Annotated in this window: 17 protein-coding genes and 1 pseudogene; 4 read left to right on the top strand and 14 right to left on the bottom strand. The window is 74.8% G+C overall.

Annotated elements, in window-relative coordinates; all coding sequences use genetic code 11:
• Positions 1–20 precede the first annotated feature (20 nt).
• The 4 genes from mycP to ACZ47G_RS38385 all read right to left on the bottom strand — a co-directional run bounded on the left by mycP (position 21) and on the right by ACZ47G_RS38385 (position 3970).
• A complete protein-coding gene (gene mycP / locus ACZ47G_RS38400) occupies positions 21–1253 on the bottom strand; it encodes a type VII secretion-associated serine protease mycosin (protein WP_465750954.1) in 1233 nt (410 codons plus the stop codon).
• A gap of 115 nt (positions 1254–1368) precedes the next feature.
• Entirely contained in the window at positions 1369–1662 is a 294-nt protein-coding gene (locus tag ACZ47G_RS38395; protein WP_465750952.1) for a WXG100 family type VII secretion target, read from the bottom strand.
• Between the two features lie 102 nt (positions 1663–1764).
• Positions 1765–2067 carry a WXG100 family type VII secretion target gene (locus ACZ47G_RS38390; RefSeq protein ID WP_465750950.1) on the bottom strand — a complete coding sequence of 101 codons (303 nt, stop codon included), beginning with the start codon at positions 2065–2067 and terminating at the stop codon, positions 1765–1767.
• Positions 2068–2248: 181 nt separating this feature from the next.
• Complete coding sequence (locus ACZ47G_RS38385; protein WP_465750947.1) at positions 2249–3970, bottom strand: type VII secretion protein EccB; 1722 nt, start codon at positions 3968–3970, stop codon at positions 2249–2251.
• A 348-nt stretch (positions 3971–4318) separates the two neighbouring features.
• Here ACZ47G_RS38385 and eccE point away from each other — a divergent pair, with 348 nt between their 5' ends.
• The 3 genes and pseudogenes from eccE to ACZ47G_RS38370 all read left to right on the top strand — a co-directional run.
• Positions 4319–5578: a type VII secretion protein EccE gene (eccE, locus tag ACZ47G_RS38380; RefSeq protein ID WP_465750945.1), complete on the top strand. Its 1260-nt coding sequence runs from the start codon at positions 4319–4321 to the stop codon at positions 5576–5578.
• Positions 5578–6345, top strand: coding sequence for a hypothetical protein (locus ACZ47G_RS38375; RefSeq protein WP_465750943.1), 768 nt, complete (start codon positions 5578–5580; stop codon positions 6343–6345). Before eccE ends, ACZ47G_RS38375 begins: the two co-directional genes overlap by 1 nt.
• Before the next feature lie 583 nt (positions 6346–6928).
• Positions 6929–8617 (top strand): annotated as a pseudogene (locus ACZ47G_RS38370) (MinD/ParA family ATP-binding protein); the annotation flags it as partial.
• Between the two features lie 66 nt (positions 8618–8683).
• On the opposite strand, the gene ACZ47G_RS38365 reads toward ACZ47G_RS38370, so the two are convergent.
• The 10 genes from ACZ47G_RS38365 to rimP all read right to left on the bottom strand — a co-directional run bounded on the left by ACZ47G_RS38365 (position 8684) and on the right by rimP (position 22165).
• Positions 8684–9625 carry a bifunctional riboflavin kinase/FAD synthetase gene (locus tag ACZ47G_RS38365; RefSeq protein ID WP_465750941.1) on the bottom strand — a complete coding sequence of 314 codons (942 nt, stop codon included), beginning with the start codon at positions 9623–9625 and terminating at the stop codon, positions 8684–8686.
• 64 nt (positions 9626–9689) lie between these two features.
• Positions 9690–13310 (bottom strand): serine protease, encoded by a 3621-nt coding sequence (locus ACZ47G_RS38360; protein WP_465750939.1) that lies wholly within the window; start codon positions 13308–13310, stop codon positions 9690–9692.
• A gap of 317 nt (positions 13311–13627) precedes the next feature.
• Entirely contained in the window at positions 13628–14557 is a 930-nt protein-coding gene (gene truB, locus ACZ47G_RS38355; protein WP_465750937.1) for a tRNA pseudouridine(55) synthase TruB, read from the bottom strand.
• Positions 14558–14655: 98 nt separating this feature from the next.
• A complete protein-coding gene (locus tag ACZ47G_RS38350) occupies positions 14656–15759 on the bottom strand; it encodes a DHH family phosphoesterase (protein ID WP_465750935.1) in 1104 nt (367 codons plus the stop codon).
• Between the two features lie 2 nt (positions 15760–15761).
• On the bottom strand, positions 15762–16202 hold the full coding sequence (gene rbfA, locus ACZ47G_RS38345) for a 30S ribosome-binding factor RbfA (RefSeq protein ID WP_380460502.1): 441 nt from the start codon (positions 16200–16202) through the stop codon (positions 15762–15764).
• Between the two features lie 153 nt (positions 16203–16355).
• Positions 16356–16652: a DUF503 domain-containing protein gene (locus ACZ47G_RS38340; protein ID WP_030311386.1), complete on the bottom strand. Its 297-nt coding sequence runs from the start codon at positions 16650–16652 to the stop codon at positions 16356–16358.
• Between the two features lie 136 nt (positions 16653–16788).
• Positions 16789–19950: a translation initiation factor IF-2 gene (infB, locus tag ACZ47G_RS38335; protein WP_465750933.1), complete on the bottom strand. Its 3162-nt coding sequence runs from the start codon at positions 19948–19950 to the stop codon at positions 16789–16791.
• Between the two features lie 230 nt (positions 19951–20180).
• Positions 20181–20474: a YlxR family protein gene (locus ACZ47G_RS38330; RefSeq protein WP_465750931.1), complete on the bottom strand. Its 294-nt coding sequence runs from the start codon at positions 20472–20474 to the stop codon at positions 20181–20183.
• A gap of 103 nt (positions 20475–20577) precedes the next feature.
• Entirely contained in the window at positions 20578–21570 is a 993-nt protein-coding gene (gene nusA / locus ACZ47G_RS38325) for a transcription termination factor NusA (protein ID WP_380460506.1), read from the bottom strand.
• Positions 21571–21625: 55 nt separating this feature from the next.
• On the bottom strand, positions 21626–22165 hold the full coding sequence (rimP, locus tag ACZ47G_RS38320; RefSeq protein ID WP_380460507.1) for a ribosome maturation factor RimP: 540 nt from the start codon (positions 22163–22165) through the stop codon (positions 21626–21628).
• A gap of 302 nt (positions 22166–22467) precedes the next feature.
• On the opposite strand from rimP, the gene ACZ47G_RS38315 reads away from it, so the two are divergent.
• Positions 22468–23415, top strand: a complete 948-nt coding sequence (locus ACZ47G_RS38315) for a ferritin-like domain-containing protein (protein WP_465750928.1) — start codon at positions 22468–22470, stop codon at positions 23413–23415.
• Positions 23416–23624 lie beyond the last annotated feature (209 nt).

Here is a 23624-nt window from a genome sequence, read left to right as displayed (position 1 = left end):
GCCGTGGTGTTACAGGCGGCTCACGGGTTCTTCCCGCGGCGCCGGTCGCGGAGCACCACGCCGCCGCCGATCAGCAGGGCCACCACCAGGGCGCCGACACCGACCACGTAGGTGGCGGTGCGGCCGTCGCGGTCGGCCTGGGTCTCGCCGATGCCGACCGGCTGCGGCACGATCGGGGCGGCGGCCAGCTGCACCGGGGCGTCCGGGGCGGGGGCGGACGGCGGGTTCTCGGGCGCCTTGGTGACGGCCTTGACCGGATCCACCACGCCCCAGCCGATGAACTGGTTCGGGCCGGCCTCGGTGCGCTGGGCGGACTGCTCGATCCACGCCCGCACCTGGGCCGGCGTCCAGAGGGGGTGCGCGCCGATCAGCAGCGCGGCGAGCCCGGAGACGTACGGGGCGGCGAAGCTGGTGCCGTTGTCGACGCACTGGCCGCCGCCGGGCACGGTGGAGAGCATGTCGACGCCGGGCGCGGCGACCTTCACGAAGGAGCCGTACTGGGAGAACGGGGCGCGCTCGTTGTTGCGGTCGGAGGCGCCGACGGCGAGCACGGTCGGGAAGGCGCCCGGGTAGGTGTCGCCCTCCTTGCCGTCGTTGCCGCTGGAGGCGACCACCACGACCTTGCTCTGCTCGGCCCGGTCGATGGCGGCCTTGAGGTCCGCGTAGCCGCCGAACTGGGCGTCCCCCGCTCCGCGCACGTCCTGCGAGATGTTGATGACCTTGACGTGGTGGTCGATCGCGTCGTTGATGGCCTTGGTGAGGCTGGAGACGTCGCCGTTGCCCTCACTGTCGTTCTGCCGGATCGCGTAGATCCTGGCGTCGGGGGCCAGCCCGACGAAGCCGGTCCTGTCGCTGCGGCCCGCGGCGATGATGCCGGCCACCTTGGTGCCGTGGCCGACCGTGTCGTTCTTGGAGGTGCCGTCGACCGGCTTGTTGTTCTGCTTGTCGAACAGCAGGCTGTTGCCCGCGTCGACCTTGCCGGCCAGCTGGGGGTTGGTGTCGTCCACCCCGGTGTCGATGACGGCGACCGTCACCCCGCCGCCGGTGGTCTTCCCGCCCTGCCAGAGCTCGTCCAGCAGTATCCGCTGCAGCGACCACGGCACGGTCGGCACGTCGGGCGCGGGCTTGGGGCAGTCGCCGGCGGCGGCCAGTCCGGGCCCGCCGTCCGCGAACGCCGGGGCGCCGGCCGGGCCGCCCAGCACCACGAGCGCGGCCAGCGCCGCGGCCGTCCTACGGAACCCGCGTCCGGACACCCTGCCACCCCTCGTGTTCGCCACCCCGTGCCGCGGCGTACCGTGCCGCGCGCCGAAGGGCGGGTGCCCGGAATCCGGGTACCCGCCCCTGCCGTTCCCGTCCGGGAACCTGCGATCAGCCCTGCCAGAGACCGGCGTTCTTCTTCTCGGTCGCGTGGTAGCTCTGCGCGGCGGACTCCAGCGAGCTGGAGATCTTGCCGCAGGTCTCCTTCAGGTCCCGGGCGGCGCCGTCCCACTTGGTCTGCTGGGCGTTGTAGCCCTGCTGGGCCTGGCCCTGCCAGCCCTGGGAGATCTTGGTGACCTCCTTGCGCAGGTCGGACAGCATGGAGTCGATCTTGTTGGCCGAGGTCTGCACGTCCTGGGACGCCTGGTGCAGGGTCTGGAAGTTGACGAGGATGTGGTCGGTCACAATGTCTCCCTTGACGAGGATGCGGAGCGCCCCGCGTTCATCGGCGGTCGCCCCGGCGGGCGGAAGGTCGGAACGGAGCGGTGATCAGCGTGGAAGCGGTGATCAGCTCTGGGGGCCGAACAGCGCCTTCTGCTCCTCTTCGGCACTCGCGTAGTGCTTGGTGGTCAGCTCGATGGCGTGCTTGATCGCGGCCAGCGATTCCTTCAGCGCCTTGACGTCATCGTTGACCTTCGTCTGCAGGGCCTTGTAGGCGTCCGCCGCCTGGCCCTTCCAGCCGCTGGTGATGTTGTCGACCGTCGTCTGGAGCGCGTTGCGCTCCGCCTCGATCTGGCCGATCGCCGTCTCGATCTTGCCGGCGAAGTCCATCATCTCCTGCGCGGTCACCGTGAACTGGCCGTCACTCATGATCCACCGTCCCCCATGAGAAAAACATTGTGTGTACGGAGGGCCCCAAGGGCCCGCCGCCGCATCACCCGTGTGATGTCCAGCAGCACTGTAGTCGGCACACGCAACTCACCCAACATCGAGTGCCGAGTAGTTACCAGACCATGACACTGGGGCCAATTCCGTTGCCGGGCTTGGCTGATCAGGCGTTCTGCGGCTGCGCGGCGCTCTTCGCGGTCAGCGGCGGGCCGGCCGGCACCAGGTTCGACCACTCCTTCGGGACGGGCAGCGGCTGGACGTTCTGGTAGCCCAGTCGGGCCTGGTTGCCACCGGGTTGCTCGTCCGGGTTCTGGGTCGGCTGGTCCCCGGCGCCCGGGTTCGGGGTGCTCGGCGGCGCGGCCGTCGGCTTCGGGGAGCCGCTGGAGCCGGGCGACGGGGTGGGGCCGTGGCCGCCGTCGCCGTTGGCCGGGACGGAGTAGCGCAGGCCGGTCTCGGTGATCAGGAAGTCGGTGCCGGAGCCGCCCCCGGCCGCGGCGTTGGCGCCGTTGCCGCCGTTGGTGTTGTTGCCGCCGGCCGCGTTGTCCACCGCCCGGTAGAACAGGCCGTGACCGGGCGTCACATACGCCGCGCCCGCGCCGTTGTTGTACGCCGCCGGGTAGGACGTCCCGGCCCAGACGCTGCGCTTGGGCGTGCGGCCGTCCTCGGCCATGCCGTCGAAGGTGCTGCAGACGACCAGCCTGGCGTCCTGGCGGTCCTGCCAGTTGTTCACCGGCGCACCGGACTTCAGCGGCCAGTCGTCCGGGGTCTTCGGCAGCCGGACGTCGGTGTTGTTCTTGAACTGGTCGTCCGGGGTCATCTCGTCGTTGCGCGGCCGCTTGTCCTGGTCGTACTTGTAGAGCACCTGGTACGCCGGGTTCTGCCGGATCAGCTCCGCCTGGAACGGGGTGATCAGGAAGAGGCCGTCCTTGCCGACCACGTAGTTGCGGTCCTGGTAGTGCACCAGCCGGCCGATCCGGCGGTCCGCCGCGTTGCCCAGGTTCACGCTGGAGTTGGGGTTCGGGGTGTCGGTCATCCCCTGGACGTCGGGGAAGGTGATCGCGCTGGCGGTCACCAGGGTGTCCAGCCACTCCCGCTTCACCCGCTGCGGCACCGCGTTGGGCCCGAAGACCGCGGTGACCAGCGCCTTGCGCTCCTTGTCGTCCGACTGCGTCGAGCCGATCTCGTGCTTGCGGCCCTGGGCGTCGACCAGGTACACCTTCGCGGCGCCCGCGGCCGACTGGCCCGGCCCCGAGGCCGAGACCTGCTGGTCGTCCGCCTGCTGCACCAGCATCAGCTGGTCCTGGCCGAGCATCCGGTCCTTGGCGGCCAGCGCCGCCGCGTCCGCGCCGGCCGCGACGAACACCGCCTGGTTGACGGTCTCCTGCTTCTCGTCCGACCCCGGACGGTCGCAGACCGCCCACTTCATCGGCTGGCCGGCGCTGTCCTTGCCGGGCAACTTGTCCGGGGCGTACGGGATCCCGATGGTCGGGCCGTGGTTGGGGTAGCGGTCCAGCACCCCGTCGTCCACCACCACGACCTTGGCGTCGACCGGCAGCACCAGCCGCGCCGAGGACATGTTGAGCACCTGGTGCAGCCGCTTGGTCTTGCCGTCCGGATCGACCAGCACCACGTAGCGGGTGGTCGACTGCTTGCCCTGGATGATGTTCTTCCCGCTGTCCCACTGCAACGGCGCGGCGGGCTTGAACACCCCCCAGAGCCCGAACCCGGCCACCACCAGCGTCCCGACCAGCACGCTGGGCAGCACCGCCTTCACCGGGCGCGGCGCGTCCTCGTCACTGCCGCCGCCGGAGGGCAGCAGGAACGCCCCCACCGTGCGCTTGCGGGCGAAGGTGTACGCGTTCAGTTCGTCCCGACGCGATGCCATCCTCGTCGTCCCCCTCTGTCAGACCTGTGCCGGCCGCGGTCGGCCTCCCGTCGGCCCGACCTGCCCCGTGGTCCGCACCCGCCGGGCGGGATCCGGCCCGAACCCTCTACGATGCGGCAGCAGACGGTGAGTACGGTACGGGTACGGTCCGCGAACCAGCCAGCCGGGCCGCGCCAACGGATCAGAGAGGGCCACCGGGGGATGCCAAGCCAGACCGCTCCAGAACGCCGCGGCAACGCGGGCGCAGGGAGGTCGCGCCGGCCCGGACGGGCCCGACGCGGCGGCCCGCCCGCCGGGACCGCAGCCGTCCGACCGGCGGCGGTCGCCGGCCCCGGCGGCCCCGTCCAGGTGCGCGTCAACCCCCGACCCGGGCTGCTCGGCGGCCGGTTGAAGCTCCAGCAGCTCGTCCTGGTCGAGGTCGCCGCCGCCCTGGTCGCGGTGGGCTGGACGATCAGCCGCCCGGTCGCGGCCGGCTTCGGCGCGGTCTCGCTGGTCCTGCTGGTGCTGGCGCTCGTGCCGCTGCGCGGCCGCACCATCCCGGAGCTGCTCCGGGTCCGCACCGCCCTCAAGTCCCGCCGCCGGCAGGCGAAGTCGCTGATGCCGCCGCCCGGCACCGACCCGGCCCTGGCCCCCGCGCTGGAGCTCGAACCGGCGCTGCGCACCTGCACCCACGCCACCGAGGCCGACTTCGGCGGCCGCCCGGTGCGCCGCGAGACCGGCATGGTCGGTGACGGCACCTTCCTCACCTCCGTGCTGCTCGTCCAGGCCAAGGACCAGCCGCTGCGCCCGGTGCGCACCGCGCTACCGCTGCCGCTGGACGTGATCTGCTCGGCGCTCACGGTGGACGACGTCACCCTGGAGTCGGTGCAGCTGGTCCAGCACACCCAGCCCGCCCCGGCCCAGCACCTGCCCGAGCAGTCGCTGGCCGCCCGCGCCTACCGCGAGCTCCCGGACGGCACCTCCACCCCCGGGCTGCGGCTGACCTGGGTCGCCCTCAAGCTCGACCCGGAGCGCGCGGCCACCGCCGTACGGGCCCGCGGCGGCGGCGAGGAGGGCGCCCGCAAGGCGCTCCAGCGGGTGACCGACCAGCTCGCCGGACGCCTCAACAGCGCCGGGTTCAACGCGACCGTGCTGGACGAGCGCGAGCTGATCGCCGCCCTGGCCATCTCCACCTGCGCCAACCCGATCGCGGTCGCCGGGCGCCAGGGCACCGGCAGCGGCGGCGGCACCACCCGCCGCACCCAGGAGGGCAACCGCTTCTGGCGGATCGACGACCGGTGGCACAGCACCTACGCGATCTCCCGCTGGCCGCAGCTGACCCGCCCCGGCGGCGGCGCCGGCCGGATCGGCGCACCGGACCTGGTCAACCTGATCACCGGCTCCCCCGCGCTGGCCAGCACCTTCAGCCTCACCGCCGGACACGGCACCGGCGGCTCGGTGACCGTCAGCGGCCACCTGCGGGTGACCGGCCGCAGCGAGGGCGAGGTCGGCGACGTCGGCCGCCAGGTGGAGGCCCGGGCCCAGAGCGCCGGGCTCGGCCTCGTCCGGCTCGACCTCGAACAGGCCCCCGGCATGCTCGCCACCCTGCCGCTGGGAGGAACGTCCTGATGGCGTACCAGACCTATCCCGCCCCCGGCCCGACGCCCGGCGCCGAACAGCGCCGGCCGCGCCCGCGGATCCTGCCGGGCTTCGGGCTGCGCGGACCGCGCCGGGAGAAGCACGTGCTGGAGGCCGCCGACCTCGCCGCGCTGGCCTTCCCGGTCGGCGACGACGGCGTGGTGATCGGCGTCGACCCGCAGGGACTGCCCGCCGTGCTCGGCCTGTTCCGCCCCAGCGCCTACGACCTGGTGCTGGTCGGCGGCGTGTGGACGGCCCAGATCATCGCGCTGCGGGCGGCCGCGATCGGCGCCCGGGTCGCGGTGGAGACCGCCCGCGCCCAGCTCTGGGGCCCGATGGCGCAGGCCGCCGGCGGCGGCCAGCCCTGCGTGACGGTCCACCAGGTCGGACGGCTCGGCCCACAGGGCGCCTCGGTGGCCTCCCCGGTGCTGGTGGTGCGCGACCTCGGCGCCCGCCCGCCGCGCACCCGGCTCTCCGCCGCGCCCTGGCAGACCACCCTGACGCTGCTCCCGTACCTGGGCCCGAACGCCTCCCGGGTGCTCAACGCGGCCGACCTGGTCGGCGTGCAGCGGATCATGCCCCAGGAGGCGGAGCTGGTCGGCCGGGTGCTGTCGCTGCCACCGGAGGACGTGGCCGCGCTGCCCGCCCTCGGCGACGACCTCACCCTGTGGGCCACCCGGATGCGGCGTCAGTACGTCCGCGCGGTGGCCGGACAGGCCGAGCAGCAGGTGCTCGGCGGGCCGCGCCGGATGGACTGAGGGGCGCTCCCGGGCCGGTCGATCCCGGTCCGGAACCGAAGCCGCCTTCAACAGGGGCAGCCGAACGGCCTAGTCTTTGTTGCGGCAACGGCACCGCTGAACAAGCGGCGGCGAACACGAGGGAGCCCTAGTGAGCAGCGATCGGGACGGCGTCTACGTCGGCGACAACGCGGCGGAGGACGACGACGACTGGTCCGACGCGCCCGATTACACTCCCCCGTCCTGGTACGTGCAGTCGGGCCCGGCGACGCCGGCCGGACCGGCCCCGGCGGCCGCGGGCCCCGGCGCCCCGGCCGGACCGGGCGTTCCCGGTCCTCCGGTGCCGCCACCGGTTCCTGCACCGGCACCGGTTCCGACCCCGGCTCCGGCTCCGGCTCCGGCTCCGGCTCCGGCTCCGACGGTCGGCGAGGCGCCCGTGCCGACGCCCGCGCCCGCCCCGGCTCCGGTCACGCTCCCGACGCCGACCCCGCCTCCGGTGGCCGAGCCGGCGCCCGCGCCCGCCCCCGTGCCGCCGACGCCGCCCGTACAGGCCGAAGCCCAGCACGTCCCGTTCCCGATGACGGCCCCGCCCGTGACGCCGGAGCAGCCGCAGGCACCCGCCGCCGCGCAGCCCTGGCCGCCGGCGGCGGAGGCACCGGCCCAGCCGAGCGCGCCGCAGCCGTACCCGGCCCCGCAGCCCGCGCAGCCGGTACCGCCGCAGCAGTTCGCGCAGCAGCCGCCGGCCCAGCCGGTGCCGGGCCAGGCCCCGCTGGACCCGCAGGCCGGCTGGGATCCGCAGGCCGCCTGGGCCGCCCAGCAGGCGGCCGCCGCGCAGCCCGTCCAGCCGCAGCCCGAACAGCCCCAGCCCGCGCCGCCCGCCCCGGTCGACCCGCGCCAGGGCGGCTGGCCGCAGCCCGGCGCCTACCAGCAGCCTGCCGCCGCCCAGCCCCAGCCCGGGCAGCCCTACCCCGGCCAGCCCGGCCAGCCTGGGCAGCAGCAGCCGGCCCCCGCCCAGCCCTGGCCGCCGCAGGGCGCCGCCACGCCGCCGCCGGCCGCGTTCCAGCAGGCCGCCGCCCCGCAGCAGACCGCCCACGGCGCCCCGCTCGGCTACACCGCCGCCGTCGAGCTGTCCTCGGACCGGCTGCTGCGCAGCCAGCCCAAGCAGCAGCGCCAGCAGCCGCGGTTCCAGTTCGGCGGGAAGGCCGCGGCGGCCGAGAAGGCCCGCAAGCTGGAGATCATCCGCACCCCGGTGCTGAGCTGCTACCGGATCGCCGTGATCAGCCTCAAGGGCGGCGTCGGCAAGACCACGACCACCACCGCGCTCGGCGCGACCCTGGCCAGCGAGCGCCAGGACAAGGTGATCGCGATCGACGCCAACCCGGACGCCGGCACCCTGGGCCGCCGGGTCAAGCGCCAGACCGGCGCCACCATCCGCGACCTGGTGACGGCGATCCCGCACCTGCGCAGCTACATGGACATCCGTCAGTTCACCTCGCAGGACCTCAACTCGGGCCTGGAGATCCTGGCGAACGACGTCGACCCGGCCGTCTCGACCACCTTCAACGACTCGGACTACCGCCAGGTCATCGAGGTGCTGGGCCGCCAGTACCCGATCATCCTGACCGACTCCGGCACCGGCCTGCTGTACAGCGCGATGCGCGGGGTGCTGGACCTCGCCGACCAGCTGATCATCGTCTCCACCCCGAGCGTGGACGGCGCCTCCAGCGCCTCGACCACCCTGGACTGGCTCTCCGCGCACGGCTACGCCGATCTGGTGCAGCGCAGCATCACGGTGGTCTCCGGGGTGCGCGAGACCAGCAAGATGATCAAGGTCGAGGACATCGTCGCGCACTTCCAGACCCGCTGCCGCGGCGTCATCGTGGTGCCCTTCGACGAGAGCCTGGCCGCCGGTGCCGAGGTCAACCTCGACATGATGCGGCCCAAGGTCCGCGAGGCGTACTTCGAGCTGGCCACCCTGGTCGGCGAGGACATCGTCCGGGCTCAGCAGGCGGCCGCCCAGCAGGCCGGCTGGCAGCAGCAGGCGCAGGCCGGCTACCAGCAGCCGGGCCAGCCCCAGCCGTACGCCGACCCCCAGCAGCAGGGCTACCCCGGCCAGGCCGCCCAGCCCGCCCCCGGGGCGCCGTGGGCCCCGCAGCCCGGCCAGGCCCCGCCGCCCCCGCCCGGGTACGGCTACCCCCAGCAGCCCGCCCCCGGAGCCCCCTGGCCGCAGCAGCCGGGCGCCCCGCAGCCGGGCCCGGGCTACGGCTACCCGCCGCAGCCGCCCCAGCAGTGACGACGGAAGGGCCCGCCGACTCCGAGTCGGCGGGCCCTTCCCCGTACGGCCGGGATCAGACGTCGGTCAGACCTCGGTCAGCTCCCGGGCCCGCTTGACGTCGTCGGCCATCCGGTCCAGCAGCGCGTCGATGGAGTCGAACTTCTCCATCCCGCGCAGGTAGGCCAGGAAGTCCACGGCCACGTGCAGCCCGTACAGGTCCAGGCCGACCCGGTCGATGGCGTACGCCTCGACGGTGCGGGCGGTGCCGTCGAAGGTCGGGTTGGTGCCGACCGAGATCGCCGCCGGCATCCTCTCGCCCTCGGCGGTCAGCCAGCCCGCGTACACCCCGTCGGCGGGGACGGCGCTGTGCGGCACGGTCTCCACGTTGGCGGTCGGGTAGCCGAGTTCGCGGCCGCGCTGCGCGCCGCGCACCACCACGCCCTCGACCCGGTGCGGGCGGCCGAGCACCTCGTTGGCGCCGGCCATGTCCCCGGTCTCGACCAGGCGGCGGGTCAGGCTGGAGGAGAACGGCTCGCCGTCCCCGGCCGTGCCGGACACCTGGAGGTCCACCACCTCGACCTGGAAGTCGTCCGCCCGGCCCAGCTCGGTGAGCAGCGCGACGTCCCCGGCGGCCTTGTGCCCGAAGCGGAAGTTGGGGCCCTCGATGACGACCCGGGCGCGCAGCGCGTCCACCAGCACCTGCTGGACGAAGGTCTCCGGGGACTCCTGGGAGAACTCGGTGGTGAACGGCAGCACCAGCACCGCGTCCACGCCGAGTTCGGCAATCAGCTCGGCCCGGCGCGGGTGCGGCGCGAGCAGCGGCGGGTGGCTGCCCGGGCGGATCACCTCGCGCGGGTGCGGGTCGAAGGTCACCACGACCGAGGGGAGGCCGAGTTCGCGGGCCCGCTCGACGGCCCGCCCGATGATCAGCTGATGTCCGCGGTGCACCCCGTCGAACGAGCCGATGGTGACGACGCTGCGTCCCCAGTCACCGGGGATCTCCTCCAGGCCACGCCAGCGCTGCACCCGACTGCTCCTTGTTCCGTACGGTGCGTACCCTCGGCACGCTCAAACGCTCACAACCGAACCCCTATAGCGTGCCATGCGCCTGGCCGGGCTCAGGCACCGGAATGGGGGTTGGGCGCACCGGTGCGCGCAGCGCCGCCGCGGGTACCGCCCGCTCGGCCTCGGCGGCGGCGTACTGAGGGTCCCGTCCGGCCGTCACCAGGGCCCGCATCCGGGCCAGCCGGGGGCCGTCCGGGGCGGTCGGGGCGGCGTCTCGCGGCCACCGGGTGAGCAGCCGGGCGAAGGCCGCCGAGCGCCCGGCGCAGCGCACCAGCAGCTCGTCCGCGCCCGCCAGCCCCGGGGTCGCCCGGGCCAGCACGGCGCGGGCCCGGGCCGGGTTCTCGGCCGCGCAGTGCTCGGCGAGGCGTTCCACGGCGGCGGTCAGCACCACCCGGTCGGTCTCGGTGGCGAGCAGGGTGTCCAGCAGCTCGCAGCGCAGCGCGTCCGCCGCCGGGTCGGCCACCGGGACGGAGAGCACCTCGGCGAACGGCCGGCGCACGGCGGCCTCCCGGGCGGCCAGCGCCCCGCCGAGCAGCACCCGCAGCTCCAGCCGGGCGGCCGGGCCGTCGATCGCGGCGTGCCGCAGCCGGCGGCCGAGGTAGTCGACGGCGACCGGGCCGGCCAGCTCCGGGTGCCGGCGCAGCAGCCGGGCGGCCAGGTCGGCACTGCGCCGGGCGGCCACCGGCGACCCGGCGTCGGCGAGCACCCGCAGGGTCTCGGCGGGGGCCGCGCCGGGGAGCGCCAGGCCGTCGGCCAGCGCGGCCAGGACGGGCTCCGGGTCGCTCTCCAGGGCCGGGGCGAGGGCGCGCGCGGTGAGGAAGGGGTCGCCGCCCGCGCGGTGGCGGGCGAGCGCGGCCTCCAGGTGCCCGGCCCGGGTCGCCGGGTCGCCGACCAGCAGGGCCAGCGCGGCGCCGTGCAGGCCGGGTTCGTCCTGGCGGGCGAGCAGGGTCAGCGCGGTGTACCGCAGCAGCTCGGCCCCGGGGCCGCCGGCGTACGGGGCGGTCCGCAGCGCGTGCACGGCGGCCGCGACGTGCCGCTCGGGCCGCCGGTCGTGGCTCCAGCGGTCCACCGCGCGGCAGAGCGCGGACGGCTCCTCGGCGGCGAGTACGGCGAGCAGCGCGTCCGCCCTCGGGTGGGCGGCGTCGGCCAGCGCGTCGGCCAACTCGTCCAGGGCCAGCCGGCGGTGGGCGTACAGCAGGTCGTGGGCGAGGTCGGCGACCGTCCGGCCGGGCCGGCCCGGCAGCCCGCCCGGGTCCTCGAACCAGGCGCAGAGCAGCGGGAACACCGCGACCGGGTCGGCGCGCAGCCGCCCGGCCACCGCGCCGAGGAACTGCTGCCCGGGGTCGTCGGCGGCCACCAGGCGGCGCAGCAGCGCGAGTTCGGCCTCGACGGGCAGGCCGAGGCCGGTCCAGAACGCCGGTCCGAAGCGGTTCAGCCCGTCGAGCACCTCCCAACTCCCCGCGGTCGCCGCCCGTTCGGCGATCCGGCGGGCCAACTGGTCGAGCAGCGCCCGGTGTTCGGCGGGGTCGGGGCTGGCGGCGAGCCCGGCGGTGAGCAACCGGGCCGCCCACCAGGCGGGTTCGCTGCCCGGCGGGCGCAGGTCCAGTGCGCGCCAGATCCGGTGCAACCACGGGTCCAAGGCGGTCGCGCCCCAGGTCTCGGCGACCCGGCGCAGCGCGGCGGTGACCGGGCCGATCCGGTGCCGGGGGACGGCCGGGCCGGGCCCCTCCGGCCCGGGCGGGGTGTCCTCGGCCTCGCCGAGCAGCATCCGCAGCGCCGCGTCCAGGTCCAGGTGCCGGCCCTGCAGCCAGTCGGCGAACTCCCCGTGGGCGAAGCGGTAGCCGGGCCCGGCGGGGACGAACAGCCCCTCGGCGAGCACCGCGCCGGCCCAGCCGCCGTCGACCGGGAACAGCCCCTCGAAGGCCTCCCGGCCCAGCCCGCCCGGCTCCTCGCCGAGCATCCGCCGGGCCGCCTCGTGCACCCGCCCGGCCACCGCCGCCGCGAGCCGGCGCACCCGGCGCTGGCGCGGTCCGACGGGCCGGGCGGCGCCCCGACGGTGGGCGCCGGGGCGGCGCGGCCGGTCGTCCTCGGCCAGCCGCTGGGCCACCCGCAGGCAGCACAGGTCCAGGTGGGCCCCGAACAGCTCGCCGCGCCGCGCCGGCCCGTCGTGCAGGCCCTGCGCCCACAGCTCGCCGGCCAGCCGGACGGCCAGCGGGTGCCGGGCGTCCTCGGCGGCGGACGGCCGGCCCGGCGGCAGCCCGTAGCGGCGGCGCACGCGCTCGGCCGCCTCGACGGGCAGCGGGCCCAGCCGGTGCCCGGCCAGGGTCGGGGCGCCGGGGCCGGCGCCGTCCATCCGGACGGTGGGGGCGCTGACCAGGTCGCCGTCCGGCCCCGGTTCGGCCGGGCGGGCGGCGTCCGGGGCGCCGCTCCCCCAGGGCTCCGCCGCCAGCCGCTCCCAGACCTCCTCGCCGCAGGCGGTCAGCAGCCGCGCCCCGCAGCCGGTCAGCCACTGCCCGGCGCCGCGCAGCCAGCGCGGGTCCAGCTCGGCCGGGGCCTCCTCGGGGCCGTCCAGCACCACCAGCAGCGGGCGTCCGGCGGCCGCGCACAGCGCCGCCACCGGCTCCGGGGCGGGCGCCGGGACGCCGAGTTCGGCCGCGACGGCGGCCAGCGCCCGCTCCACCGGTTCGGCGAGTGAGCGGTCCCCGGCGCGCAGGTCGGCGCCGCGCAGCCAGAGCGTGGGCAGCGGCCGGTCGCCGTCGGAGCGGCGGACGGCCAGCGCGGCCAGTTCGGTGGAGCGGCCGCTGCCGGGGGCGCCGACCAGGGCGGTGACGGTCGCCTGCGGTTCGTCCCCGGCCGGGCCGTCCGGCCGGTCCACCCGGTCGGCGGCCAGCCCGGCCACCCGGCCCGGACCGGCCCCGGCGGCGGCCAGCTGGGCGGCGGCCAGCCGCAGCACCCCGGCCAGGTTCAGCGCCGGGCCGTACCCGGGCACCGCCGCCGCGTTGCGCGCCAGCAGCCCGGCCAGCGCCTCCGCCACCACCGCCCCGCCACCGGCCGGCACCGCCGACAGCGCCCCGCCGTACTGCTCGCCGTACGGCGAACGGCCGTACGGGGCCCCGCCGGGCTGCGAGCCGCGCAGGGCGGGCACGGCCAGCGCCACCACGGCGCCGCTGCGGGCGTCCAGCACCGGTGAGCCGGCCGGCACCAGGACCCCGCCGACCGCCGGCACGTCCAGCACCAGCACCCCGGCCAGCCGGTGCCCGCCGTAGGCCGCGCCGCCGACGCCCAGCAGCCCGCAGCGCAGCACGACCGCCCGGCCGTCCTCGCCGGTGAGCGCGGGCAGCAGCACCTCGTGCCCGGCCCCCACCGCGGCCACCGGCAGCGGCGGCACCGGCAGCCCGCCGACGGCGTCGGTGCGCAGCAGGGCGAGTCCGTGCTCGGGCAGCGGCAGCACGGCCTCCGGGCCCAGTACCCGGGTCTGTCCGCCGGGGGTGTGCAGCACCACCCGGTCCAGGCCCGCCACGGCCTCGTGCGCGGTGAGCACCCCGCCCTGCGGGTCGGCGGCGAACCCCAAGCCGTGCAGCCGTCCGTCGAGGTCGCGGATCCGCAGCAGGTACCGCCCCGGATCACCCTCCGCGAACCCCGGCATGAACGCCCCTTCGACCGTCGAGCGGGCCCGTCGCCCGCTCGCCGCCGGGAGCCTGCCCGCCGAGGGGGCGCCCCGACCGCGCCCGCGCCGTTCACCACGGCGGTTCACCTCGCGCGCCCCCCCGCACGGGTGACGCCCCCGGTTCGGGTGACGCCCCCGGTTCGAGTGAAAGGCCCGCACAGCTGAACCCCCCGAAGGCGGACCACGCAGGTGGCCCCGTAGGCGAACCCGCGGGTGAACCCCGCACCGGCGACTCCCCGCACAGCAGGAACCCCCGCCGGGAGCACATCCCGACGGGGGTTGCGACCACGCCCTGCTCAGCCGACGAACACCGCGACCGGCTTCGCCTGCCCGCCCTTCTCCTCGACCAGCGCGAGGAAGCGCCCGTCCGGCCCGAACACCGCGATCGGCCCGTCCGCGCCCAGCCCGGGCGCCTTCAGCCGGGCGCCGTGCGACAGCTTCTCCGCCGAGTCCTCGTCCAGGTCCCAGCGCGGGAAGGCGGCCGCCGCGGCCGCCGCGATCGGCAGCACCTCCAGCGGCGCGCCGTCCTCGCCCTTGACGGCGGTCTCCAGCTCCTCCAGGGTGTGCGCCGACTCCACCCCGTACGGCCCGACCTTGGTGCGCCGCAGCGCCGTCAGGTGCCCGCCGACGCCGAGTCCGGCGCCCAGGTCGCGGGCCAGCGCCCGGATGTAGGTGCCGGAGGAGCACTCGACGGTCACGTCCAGGTCGATCACCGGCGTGCCGTCCTCGGCGACGGCCTCGCGCTGCGCCTGGACGGTGAAGGAGTGGATCGTGGTCGGCCGGGCCGCGAGCTCGAAGTCCTCGCCCTCGCGCACCCGGGCGTACGACCGCTTGCCGTCGATCTTGATCGCGCTGACCTTGGACGGCACCTGCATGATCTCGCCGGTGAGCGCCGCGATCCCGGCGTCGATCGCCTCCCGGGTGACGCCGTCCGTCGGGGCCGAGGCGGTGATCTCGCCCTCGCGGTCGTCGGTGACGGTGGTCTGGCCGAGCCGGATGGTCGCCTCGTAGGTCTTGGCGGTCAGCATCAGGTGGCCGAGCAGCCGGGTGGCCCGCTCGACGCCGATCACCAGCACCCCGGTGGCCATCGGGTCCAGCGTGCCGGCGTGCCCGACCTTCCTGGTCCCGGCCAGCCACCGCATCTTGGCGACGACCCCGTGCGAGGTGATGCCCTCGGGCTTGTCGACGATCACCAGGCCGTCGGGGCCGGTGCCTTTGCGCTTCATCGGGTTCTTTCTCTGAGACGTGCGGTCGTACGGACGTGCGGTCGTACGAGCGGCAGGCGTACGGACGGGCGGGAGCCGCTCACCGCAGGACGGTCAGGTCAGGGACGGGGCCGCAGCGCGCCCCGGAACCGCTCGACCACGGCGGCGACGTCCTCCCGGGCGCTGAACCCGGCCGCGAAGACGTGCCCGCCGCCGCCCAGCTCGGCGCAGGCGGCGGCCACGTCCACCGCCCCCTTGGAACGGGAGGAGCCGCGCAGCGTGCCGTCCGGGTCCTGCTTGAGCACCAGCGCCACCTCGGCCTCGGCCGGCCGGCGCAGGATGTCGATCAGCCCCTCGATCTCCTCGACGGTGACGCTGAACAGCGCCAGGTCCTGGTAGGGCACCCAGGTCCACACCAGGCCCAGCCCGTCGGCCGCGTCCGGCTCGTAGACGGCCCGGTCCAGCGCGGCGGCCAGCACCTTGAGGTAGCCGAAGGAGGAGGTGTCCCACAGCTGCCGGGAGATCAGGTCGTGCCGGATCCCGGTGGCGAGCAGCCGTCCGGCCAGTTCGTGGGTGGCGGGCGTGGTGGCGCGGTACTTGAAGGAGCCGGTGTCGGTGGCGACCCCGGTGTAGAGGCAGGTGGCCAGGGACTGGTCGAGCTCGACGCCGAGCCGGCGCAGCAGCTCGTCCACCAGGACGGCGGTGGCCGGCGCGGCCGGGTCGATCAGCTGGTGGGTGCCGAAGCCCGGGTTGGAGGCGTGGTGGTCGAAGACCACCAGGACGGGCGCGGCGAAGGCCTTGTCGTGCAGGAGCCCCAGCCGGCTCTGCGCGGCGACGTCGAAGCAGAGCACCAGCTCGGGCACGTCCGGCACCTCGGCGGCCGGCACGATCAGCTCCTGGCCGGGCAGGAAGGCCAGCGACTCGGGCACGATCTGCGGGTCGTCGCCGAAGGAGACCCGCACCTCCTTGCCGAGCGCGCGCAGCGCGAGGGCCGCCGCCAGCGAGGAGCCGAGCGCGTCGCCGTCCGGGCAGATGTGACAGATCAGGTCGATCGAACGGGCCCGCCCGATCTCCGCCACCACCTGCTGCCAGAGCAGCTCGAAGCCGCTCTCCTCGGCGCGCGGGCCGGGGAGCGCCGCGAGGGCACCCTCCACCGTGCTGGTGGAGGACGCCCCCGTGGTCGTTCCGGCTCGCGAGGCGGCCTGCGCCGACTCACCCGCCATGACTACTCGTCCTCGTCGTCACGCTCGGCCGCGGGCACCCGGTACGGGTCCGCGTCACCGGCGTAGGTCGCGCCCGCGGCGGTGGTGCGCACCGCCGCGTCGATGGCCTTGGCCCGGTCGAGCAGGTCGTCGATGTTCCGGGCGTTCTCCGGCAGCGCGTCCGCGACGAAGGTCAGGGTGGGGGTGAAGCGCACCCCGATCTTGCCGACCTCGGAGCGGATCACGCCCTTGGCGCTCTCCAGCGCGGCCGCGGTGGCCTCGCGCTCGGTCTCGTCGCCGAAGACGGTGTAGAAGACGGTGGCCTCGCGCAGGTCTCCGGTCACCCGGGTGTCGGTGATGGTCACGAACCCCAGTCGCGGGTCCTTGATCCGCCGCTCCAGGGTCTGGGCGACGACCACCTGGATGCGGTCGGCGAGCTTGCGCGCCCTTGCGGTGTCGGTCACGTTGCCTCCTCGTGCAGTGGGCCCGGTACCCGGGCGAGCTGCGCACCCGTCGGGGCCCATGCCCCAAAGTACCGGCCCGCGCCCGGCCTTGCGGGCGCTCTCGGTCCTGATCTGTGTGAGAACGGCGACTTCCGCCGGCCGGCTCCACAGCCCTCATTCGTCGTCGTCGTTGTGGTACCTCCTCCTCGCGGAGAGGAGCTGCACCTCGGGGCGGCCGGCGACCAACCGCTCACAGCTGTCCAGGACCTCGGTGACGTACCCGGCTTCGCCGGCGACCACCGCGAGGCCGATCTCGGCCCGGCGGTGCAGGTCCTGGTTCCCGGTCTCGGCAGCGCACACGCTGTACTTGCGCTGCAGTTCGGCCACGATGGGCCGCACGATCGAACGCTTCTCCTTGAGCGAGTGGACGTCGCCCAGCAGCAGGTCGAAGGTGAGTGTTCCCACGAACATGTATGACAGGTCTCGCCGACCTGGAAGGCCTCGGGAAGCCGGTCCGGAACCGGGCCGGCTTCCCAGGACCCTACACAGCGAGACCGGGGCCGGTCGACGGAAATACCATCCGTCGACCGGCCCCGGTTGACACCGACTAGGCGCGCGGCTTCTCGCGCATCTCGTAGGTCTCGATGATGTCCTCGACCTTGATGTCGTTGAACGACCCCAGGGTGACACCGGCCTCGAAGCCCTCGCGGACCTCGGTCGCGTCGTCCTTGAAGCGGCGCAGACCCTCGATGGTGAGGCTCTCCGCCACGACCTTGCCGTCGCGCAGCAGGCGGGCCTTGGCGTTGCGGCGGATGATGCCGTCGCGGACCAGGACACCGGCGATGTTGCCGAACTTGGAGGAGCGGAAGACCTCGCGGATCTCCGCGGCGCCGAGGCGCACCTCCTCGTACTCCGGCTTGAGCATGCCCTTGAGGGCGTTCTCGATCTCCTCGATCGCCTGGTAGATGACCGAGTAGTACCGGACGTCCACGCCTTCCTTGTCGGCCGCGGCACGCGCACGGCCTTCGGCGCGCACGTTGAAGCCGATGATGATGGCGTCCGAGCCCATCGCCAGGTCCACGTCGGACTCGGTGATGGCACCCACACCGCGGTGCAGGACCCGGAGCTCGACCTCCTCGCCCACGTCCAGCTTGACGAGGGCGTCCTCGAGGGCCTCGACCGAACCGGAGACGTCACCCTTGATGATGAGGTTGAGCTGCTCGATGGAGCCGGCGGCGATGGCCTTGTCCAGGTCCTCCAGGGACACCCGGACCCGACGCTGCGCGAAGGCGGCGTTGCGGTCGCGGGCCGAGCGCTTCTCGGCGATCTGGCGGGCGGTGCGGTCCTCGTCGACGACGATGAAGCTGTCGCCGGCGCGGGGCACCGAGGTCAGACCGAGCAGCAGCACCGGGCGGGACGGACCGGCCTCGGCGAGGCTGTTGCCGTTCTCGTCCAGCATGGCGCGGACGCGGCCGTAGGCGTCGCCCACGACGATCGAGTCGCCGACGCGGAGGGTACCGCGCTGGACCAGGACGGTCGCCATGGCGCCGCGGCCCTTGTCCAGGTGGGCTTCGATCGCAATACCCTGCGCGTCCTGCTCCGGGTTGGCCCGCAGGTCGAGCGAGGCGTCCGCGGTCAGGACCACGGCCTCCAGCAGCTGGTCGATGTTCAGACCCTGGCGCGCGGAGATGTCGACGAACATGGTGTCGCCGCCGTACTCCTCGGCCACCAGGCCGAACTCGGTCAGCTGACCGCGGACCTTGGTCGGGTCGGCGCCCTCGACGTCGATCTTGTTGACGGCGACCACGATCGGCACACCGGCGGCCTTGGCGTGGTTCAGCGCCTCGACCGTCTGCGGCATGACACCGTCGTTGGCCGCGACCACCAGGATCGCGATGTCGGTGGACTTGGCACCACGGGCACGCATGGCGGAGAACGCCTCGTGACCCGGGGTGTCGAGGAAGGTGATCGGGCGCTCTTCGCCGTTCACGATCGTCGCCACCTGGTAGGCACCGATGTGCTGGGTGATGCCACCGGCCTCGCCGGCCACCACGTTGGACTTGCGGATCGCGTCCAGCAGTCGGGTCTTACCGTGGTCGACGTGACCCATGACGGTGACGACCGGCGGGCGCGGGGCCAACTGGTCCTCGTCGCCCTCGTTGGCACCGAAGTCGATGTCGAACGACTCCAGCAGCTCGCGGTCCTCGTCGTCCCGGCTGACGATCTCCAGGACGAAGCCCATCTCGTCCGCCAGCAGCTGCAGCGTGGCGTCGGAGACCGACTGGGTCGCGGTGACCATCTCACCGAGGTTGAACATGACGGAGACGAGCGCGGCCGGGTTGGCGTTGATCTTCTCCGCGAAGTCCATCAGCGAGGCGCCGCTCGACAGGCGAACGGTCTGGCCGTTGCCGCGAGGCAGCATCACACCGCCGACGGACGGGGCCTGCATGGCCTCGTACTCCTGGCGCTTCGCCCGCTTCGACTTGCGACCGCGCGCCGGGCGACCGCCCGGGCCACGACCGAAGGCACCCTGCGTGCCACCACGGGCACCCGGGCCGCCGGGACGACCGCCGAAGCCACCGGGACGCGGGCCGAAGCCACCGCCGCCACCGGGAGCGCCGCCACCCGGACGCGGGCCGCCGAAGCCGCCGCCACCGGCCGGACGCGAGCCCGGACCGGCCGGACGACCCTGGAAGCCCGGACGGGCGCCACCGGCGCCACCCGGACCACCCGGACGACCGCCGGGGCCACCCGGACCACGGCCGCCGGGGCCCGGACGCGGGCCCGGAGCCGGACGCTGCGGCATCATGCCCGGGTTCGGGCGCGGCATGCCGGACGGGGACGGCGCGCCGGGGCGCGGACCGGCCGGACGCGGCATGCCGTCGGGACGAGGGGCGCCACCCGGACGGGGAGCACCGGCACCCGGCCCACCGGCCGGACGCGGACGGTCGCCACCGGGACGCGGGGCGCCACGGTCGGCACCCGGCGCACCACCCGGACGCGGACGGTCGCCACCGGGACGCGGGGCGCCACGGTCGGCACCCGGCGCACCACCCGGACGCGGACGGTCACCAGCGGGACGCGGACGGTCGCCGCCCTGCGCACCCGGAGCACCCGGACGGGCACCCGGCGCGCCCGGACGGCGGTCGCCGGGGCGAGCCATGCCGGTCGCGCTGCCCGAGGTGAACGGGTTGTTGCCCGGACGCGGGCCGGCCGGACGCGGGCCCGGACGGGCGCCGCCACCGGCGGGGGCCTGGCCGCTCGGACGCGGGGCCTGGGTGGCCGGACGCGGGGCGTCGGCACCGGCCGGAGCCGGCGAGGAGAACTCGGCCGCGGGAGCAGCCGGAGCCGCCGGGGCGGCGGGACGCGCGGCCGGGCGCGGGCCCGGAGTCGGCGCACCCGGGCGCGAGGCGGCGGGAGCGGCCGGAGCCGCGGGGGCGGCCGGAGCGGCGGGAGCCGCGGCGGCCGGGGTCGGACGGGGACCAGGGGTCGCGCTGGGGCGCGGACCCGGGGTCGGGGCACCCGGCTTGGGTGCACCCGCGGCGCCTGCCGCGGGCTGGGGCGCCGCGGGCTTCCGCGGGCCAGGCTTGGCAGCGCCACCACCGGTGGGGGCCACGCCAAGCGCGTCAGTCAGCTTGCGCACGACCGGCGCCTCGATCGTCGAGGACGCCGAACGGACGAACTCACCGAGCTCGGTCAGCTTGGCCATGACGGCCTTGCTCTCCAAGCCAAGCTCCTTGGCGAGTTCATAAACCCGGACCTTAGCCACTTCACTCCTGTCTATGAGTCCGGGGGTCTCGTCCGCCGGACTGTCGCTACTTCATGGGCGTACCCATCGCGTACTCATCGCGTACTCATCGAGTGCTCATCGCAATCTCGACCTACTTCCACATCGCGAGGTACCTGACTGGTGGCACGGCGCGCGGCTGCCCGAGCGCTGTGCTTGGTGCGGTGGTTCTCCGCCGCGATGAGCGGCGGTTGTCGCGGGAGGCGGCCCGCCTAGGAGGCTCCGCCCGCCCGCTCCTCGATGAACCCGCGGAGCCGCTCCGTGTCGAGCGTCCCCTGGAGCCGGAAGGCCCGGGGGAACGCCCGACGGCGGACCGCGAGGTCGAGGCAGGCCGGATCGAGGTGCAGGTGAGCGCCACGGCCCGGCAGTGCGCCACGGGGATCGGGGACGCAGACGCCCTCGACCGCAGTGACACGCAACAGCTGGTGCTTGGCCGCGCGCTTGCGGCAGCCCACGCAGGTGCGTTCCGGGCGTGCTCGGACTTGCGTCCGGCCAGACGAAGGCAAGTCTACCCCTCCGAAGCGACATGGCGCCGCCCCGCAGATCCCGGAGGACCGGCGGGGGCGCCAGGAACAACACTCACTACCGGGCCGCGGCCCCCGCATTTTCCTACTGGGACTCGGCCTGGCCCTCGGTGTCCGGCCGGATGTCGATCCGCCAACCGGTCAGACGCGCGGCCAGACGGGCGTTCTGCCCCTCCTTGCCGATCGCCAGGGACAGCTGGTAGTCCGGCACGATCACCCGGGCGGAACGCTGGGCGAGGTCCACGATCTCCACGCTGGTCACCCGCGCGGGGGACAGCGCGGCGGCGACCATCTCGCGCGGGTCCTCGGACCAGTCGACGATGTCGATCTTCTCGCCGTGCAGCTCGCCCATCACGGCGCGCACCCGGGAGCCCATCGGGCCGATGCAGGCACCCTTGGCGTTCAGCCCGGCCCGGCGCGACCAGACCGCGATCTTGGTGCGATGACCGGCCTCACGGGCGATCGCGGCGATCTCCACGCTGCCGTCCGCGATCTCCGGGACCTCCAGCGCGAACAGCTTCTTCACCAGGCTCGGGTGGGTGCGCGACAGCGTCACCGACGGCCCGCGGACACCACGGCGCACCGCCACCACGTAGCACTTCAGCCGGGTGCCGTGCCGGTAGTCCTCGCCCGGGACCTGCTCCTGCGGCGGCAGGATGGCCTCCAGCTTGCCGATGTCGACCAGCACGCTCTTCGGGTCGTTGCCCTGCTGGACGACACCGGTGACGATGTCGCCCTCCTTGCCCGCGTACTCGCCGAAGGTCTGGTCGTCGGCGGCGTCGCGCAGGCGCTGCATCATCACCTGGATGCCGATGCTGGACGCGATCCGGCCGAAGCCGTTCGGGGTGTCGTCGAACTCCTTCGGCTCGACGCCCTCGTCCAGCTCCGCCGGGTCCTCCATGGCCCACACGGTGACGTGGCCGCTCTTGCGGTCCAGGTTCACCCGGGCGCGGCGGCGCGAGCCCTCGGTGCGGTGGTACGCGGTGAGGAGGGCGGACTCGATGGACTCGACCAGCAGGTCGAAGGGGATGTTCTTCTCGTTGACCAGCGTGCGCAGGGCACTCATGTCGATGTCCACGGCTACGCCTCCTCGTCTTTCGTCACGTTCATGATGGTCGTACGGCGGCCGGGGCTCACTCGGCGCCGTCGTCCCCCTCGTCGAAGTCGGCGGCCTCGTCCAGGAGCTGCTCGTCGTCCTTGCGGTTGAACTCGACCTGGACCCGCGCGCGATCGACCTCGACGTACTCCAGGCGGCGCTCCTTCGGACGGCCACGCCCCTTCACCGGCTGCACCTCGACCAGCGCGCCGGCCTCGTCCGCCTCCAGCACCCGGGCGACCAGCTCCCCGCCGTCGACCAGGTGGATCTTGGCGAGCCGGCCCTCGGCGCGCTGCCAGTGCCGCGGCAGGACCAGCGGACGCTCCGCACCCGGCGAGCCGACCTCCAGCAGGTACGGCTCGTCCCCCATCACGTCCGAGGCGTCCAGGGCCTCGCCGACCACCCGGCTGAACTCGGCGATGGCGTCCATGTCCACGCCGCCGTCGGTGTCGACGTCGATCTGCACCTGCCGGCGGTTGCCCGCCTTGGTGACCTTGACGTCCTCCAGGTCCAGTCCGGCCTGGACGGCCAGCGGCTCCAGCAACGCGCGCAGCCGGTCGGTGTGGGTGGTGCTCATCCGGGTGGACTCCTCGGCCGCGTCTGCTGTTGTCAGAGGTCGCACCGCGCCCTCCGCGCCCGTCGGGCGCACACCGGGTCACGGCAGCTCGGCCCAAAGCCTAGCCGGTGAAGCCGCGAACCACCGATTCCGGACCTCCCCCGACCAGCCGCACGCCACCCACTGCGAGCAAGCTCACACCGCCCCACCCACCGCACCGAACCCTCGAACACCACCCGCAAAGGTGGGGATTCTGCGAAGATTCACGCCAACGAGGGCAGGCGGGGAGGCCGCCCTCCCGTACCCGCTCCGGAGTGACCCCGATGCAGCCGCCCAGCCGAAGGACCTTCCTGGCCCTCGGACTGATCACCCTCACCACCGCCTGCACCAGCTCCGGCACCGGCCCCGACGGCGACGTGACACCCGGCGACAAGAGCCCCGACCCGGACACCCCCGTCCGCCTGCGCGCCGTCGCCGCCACCGACACCCTGCTGGCGGCCTACGACACCCTCCTGGCCACCCCCGGGGCCCAGACCACCCTGCTGAAGACCCTCCGCGCCGAGACCGCCCAGCACCGCACCGCCCTCGCCGACGGCATCCCGGCCCCCACCACACCGACCCCCACCACCACACCCCCCAGCGCCGCCCTGGCCACCCTGGAACGCCAGACCGCCCAGGCCCGGCTGGCCGACCTCGGCGCAGCCCGCCCACCCCTCGCCCGCCTGCTCGCCTCGGTGGCCGCCGCCAACACCCTGCACGCCGCCGCCCTCGGCGCCCCCGCCGACCAGCCCACCCCAACGGCCAGCGGCACCCCCACCCCCACCGCCACCCCCGGAGCAGCACTCCCCGCCCTCCAGAAGGCCCTGAGCGCCGAACACGCCGCCGTCTACGGCTACGGCGTCGTCGGCGCCCACCTCCCCGAGGACCAGCAGCGCACCGACGCCCGCACCACCTACGCCGCCCACCAGGCCCAACGCGACGCCTGGCAACGCCTCATCACCACCCTCGGCACCACCCCCACCCCCGCCGCCGGCGGCTACCAACTCCCCTTCCTGGTCACCGACCCCGCCACCGCCACCAAACTCGCCGCCCACCTGGAAACCAGCCTCACCACCGTCTACGCCGACCTGGTCGCCGACCTCCCCTCCCCCCACCGCCCCACCGCAGCCACCGCCCTCCGCGACTGCGCCCTCCGCGCCCACCACTGGGGCGCCCCCGACACCCCCTTCCCCGGCATCCCCGACCCCCTCCCCACCCCCACCCAGACCTGACCCCACCCCCACACCCCCATCACCCGCACCCACCCACCCCCCAACCCGCACCCACCCACCCCCCAACCCGCACCCACCCACCCCCTCCACCCCCTCCACCCCCCACCTCCCCCTCACCCGCCCCAGGCGAGAGGGACGCGCTGCGGGAGGGGGCGGTGGAGGGGGTGGGTGCGGAGAGGGGCGTGACGGGTGATTTTCAGACCGCCAAC

It is taken from the genome of Kitasatospora sp. NPDC030952 (genome assembly GCF_055571335.1).
Note: the sequence above shows the minus strand (reverse complement) of the source record. Positions and strands in the feature narration are given on the sequence as shown.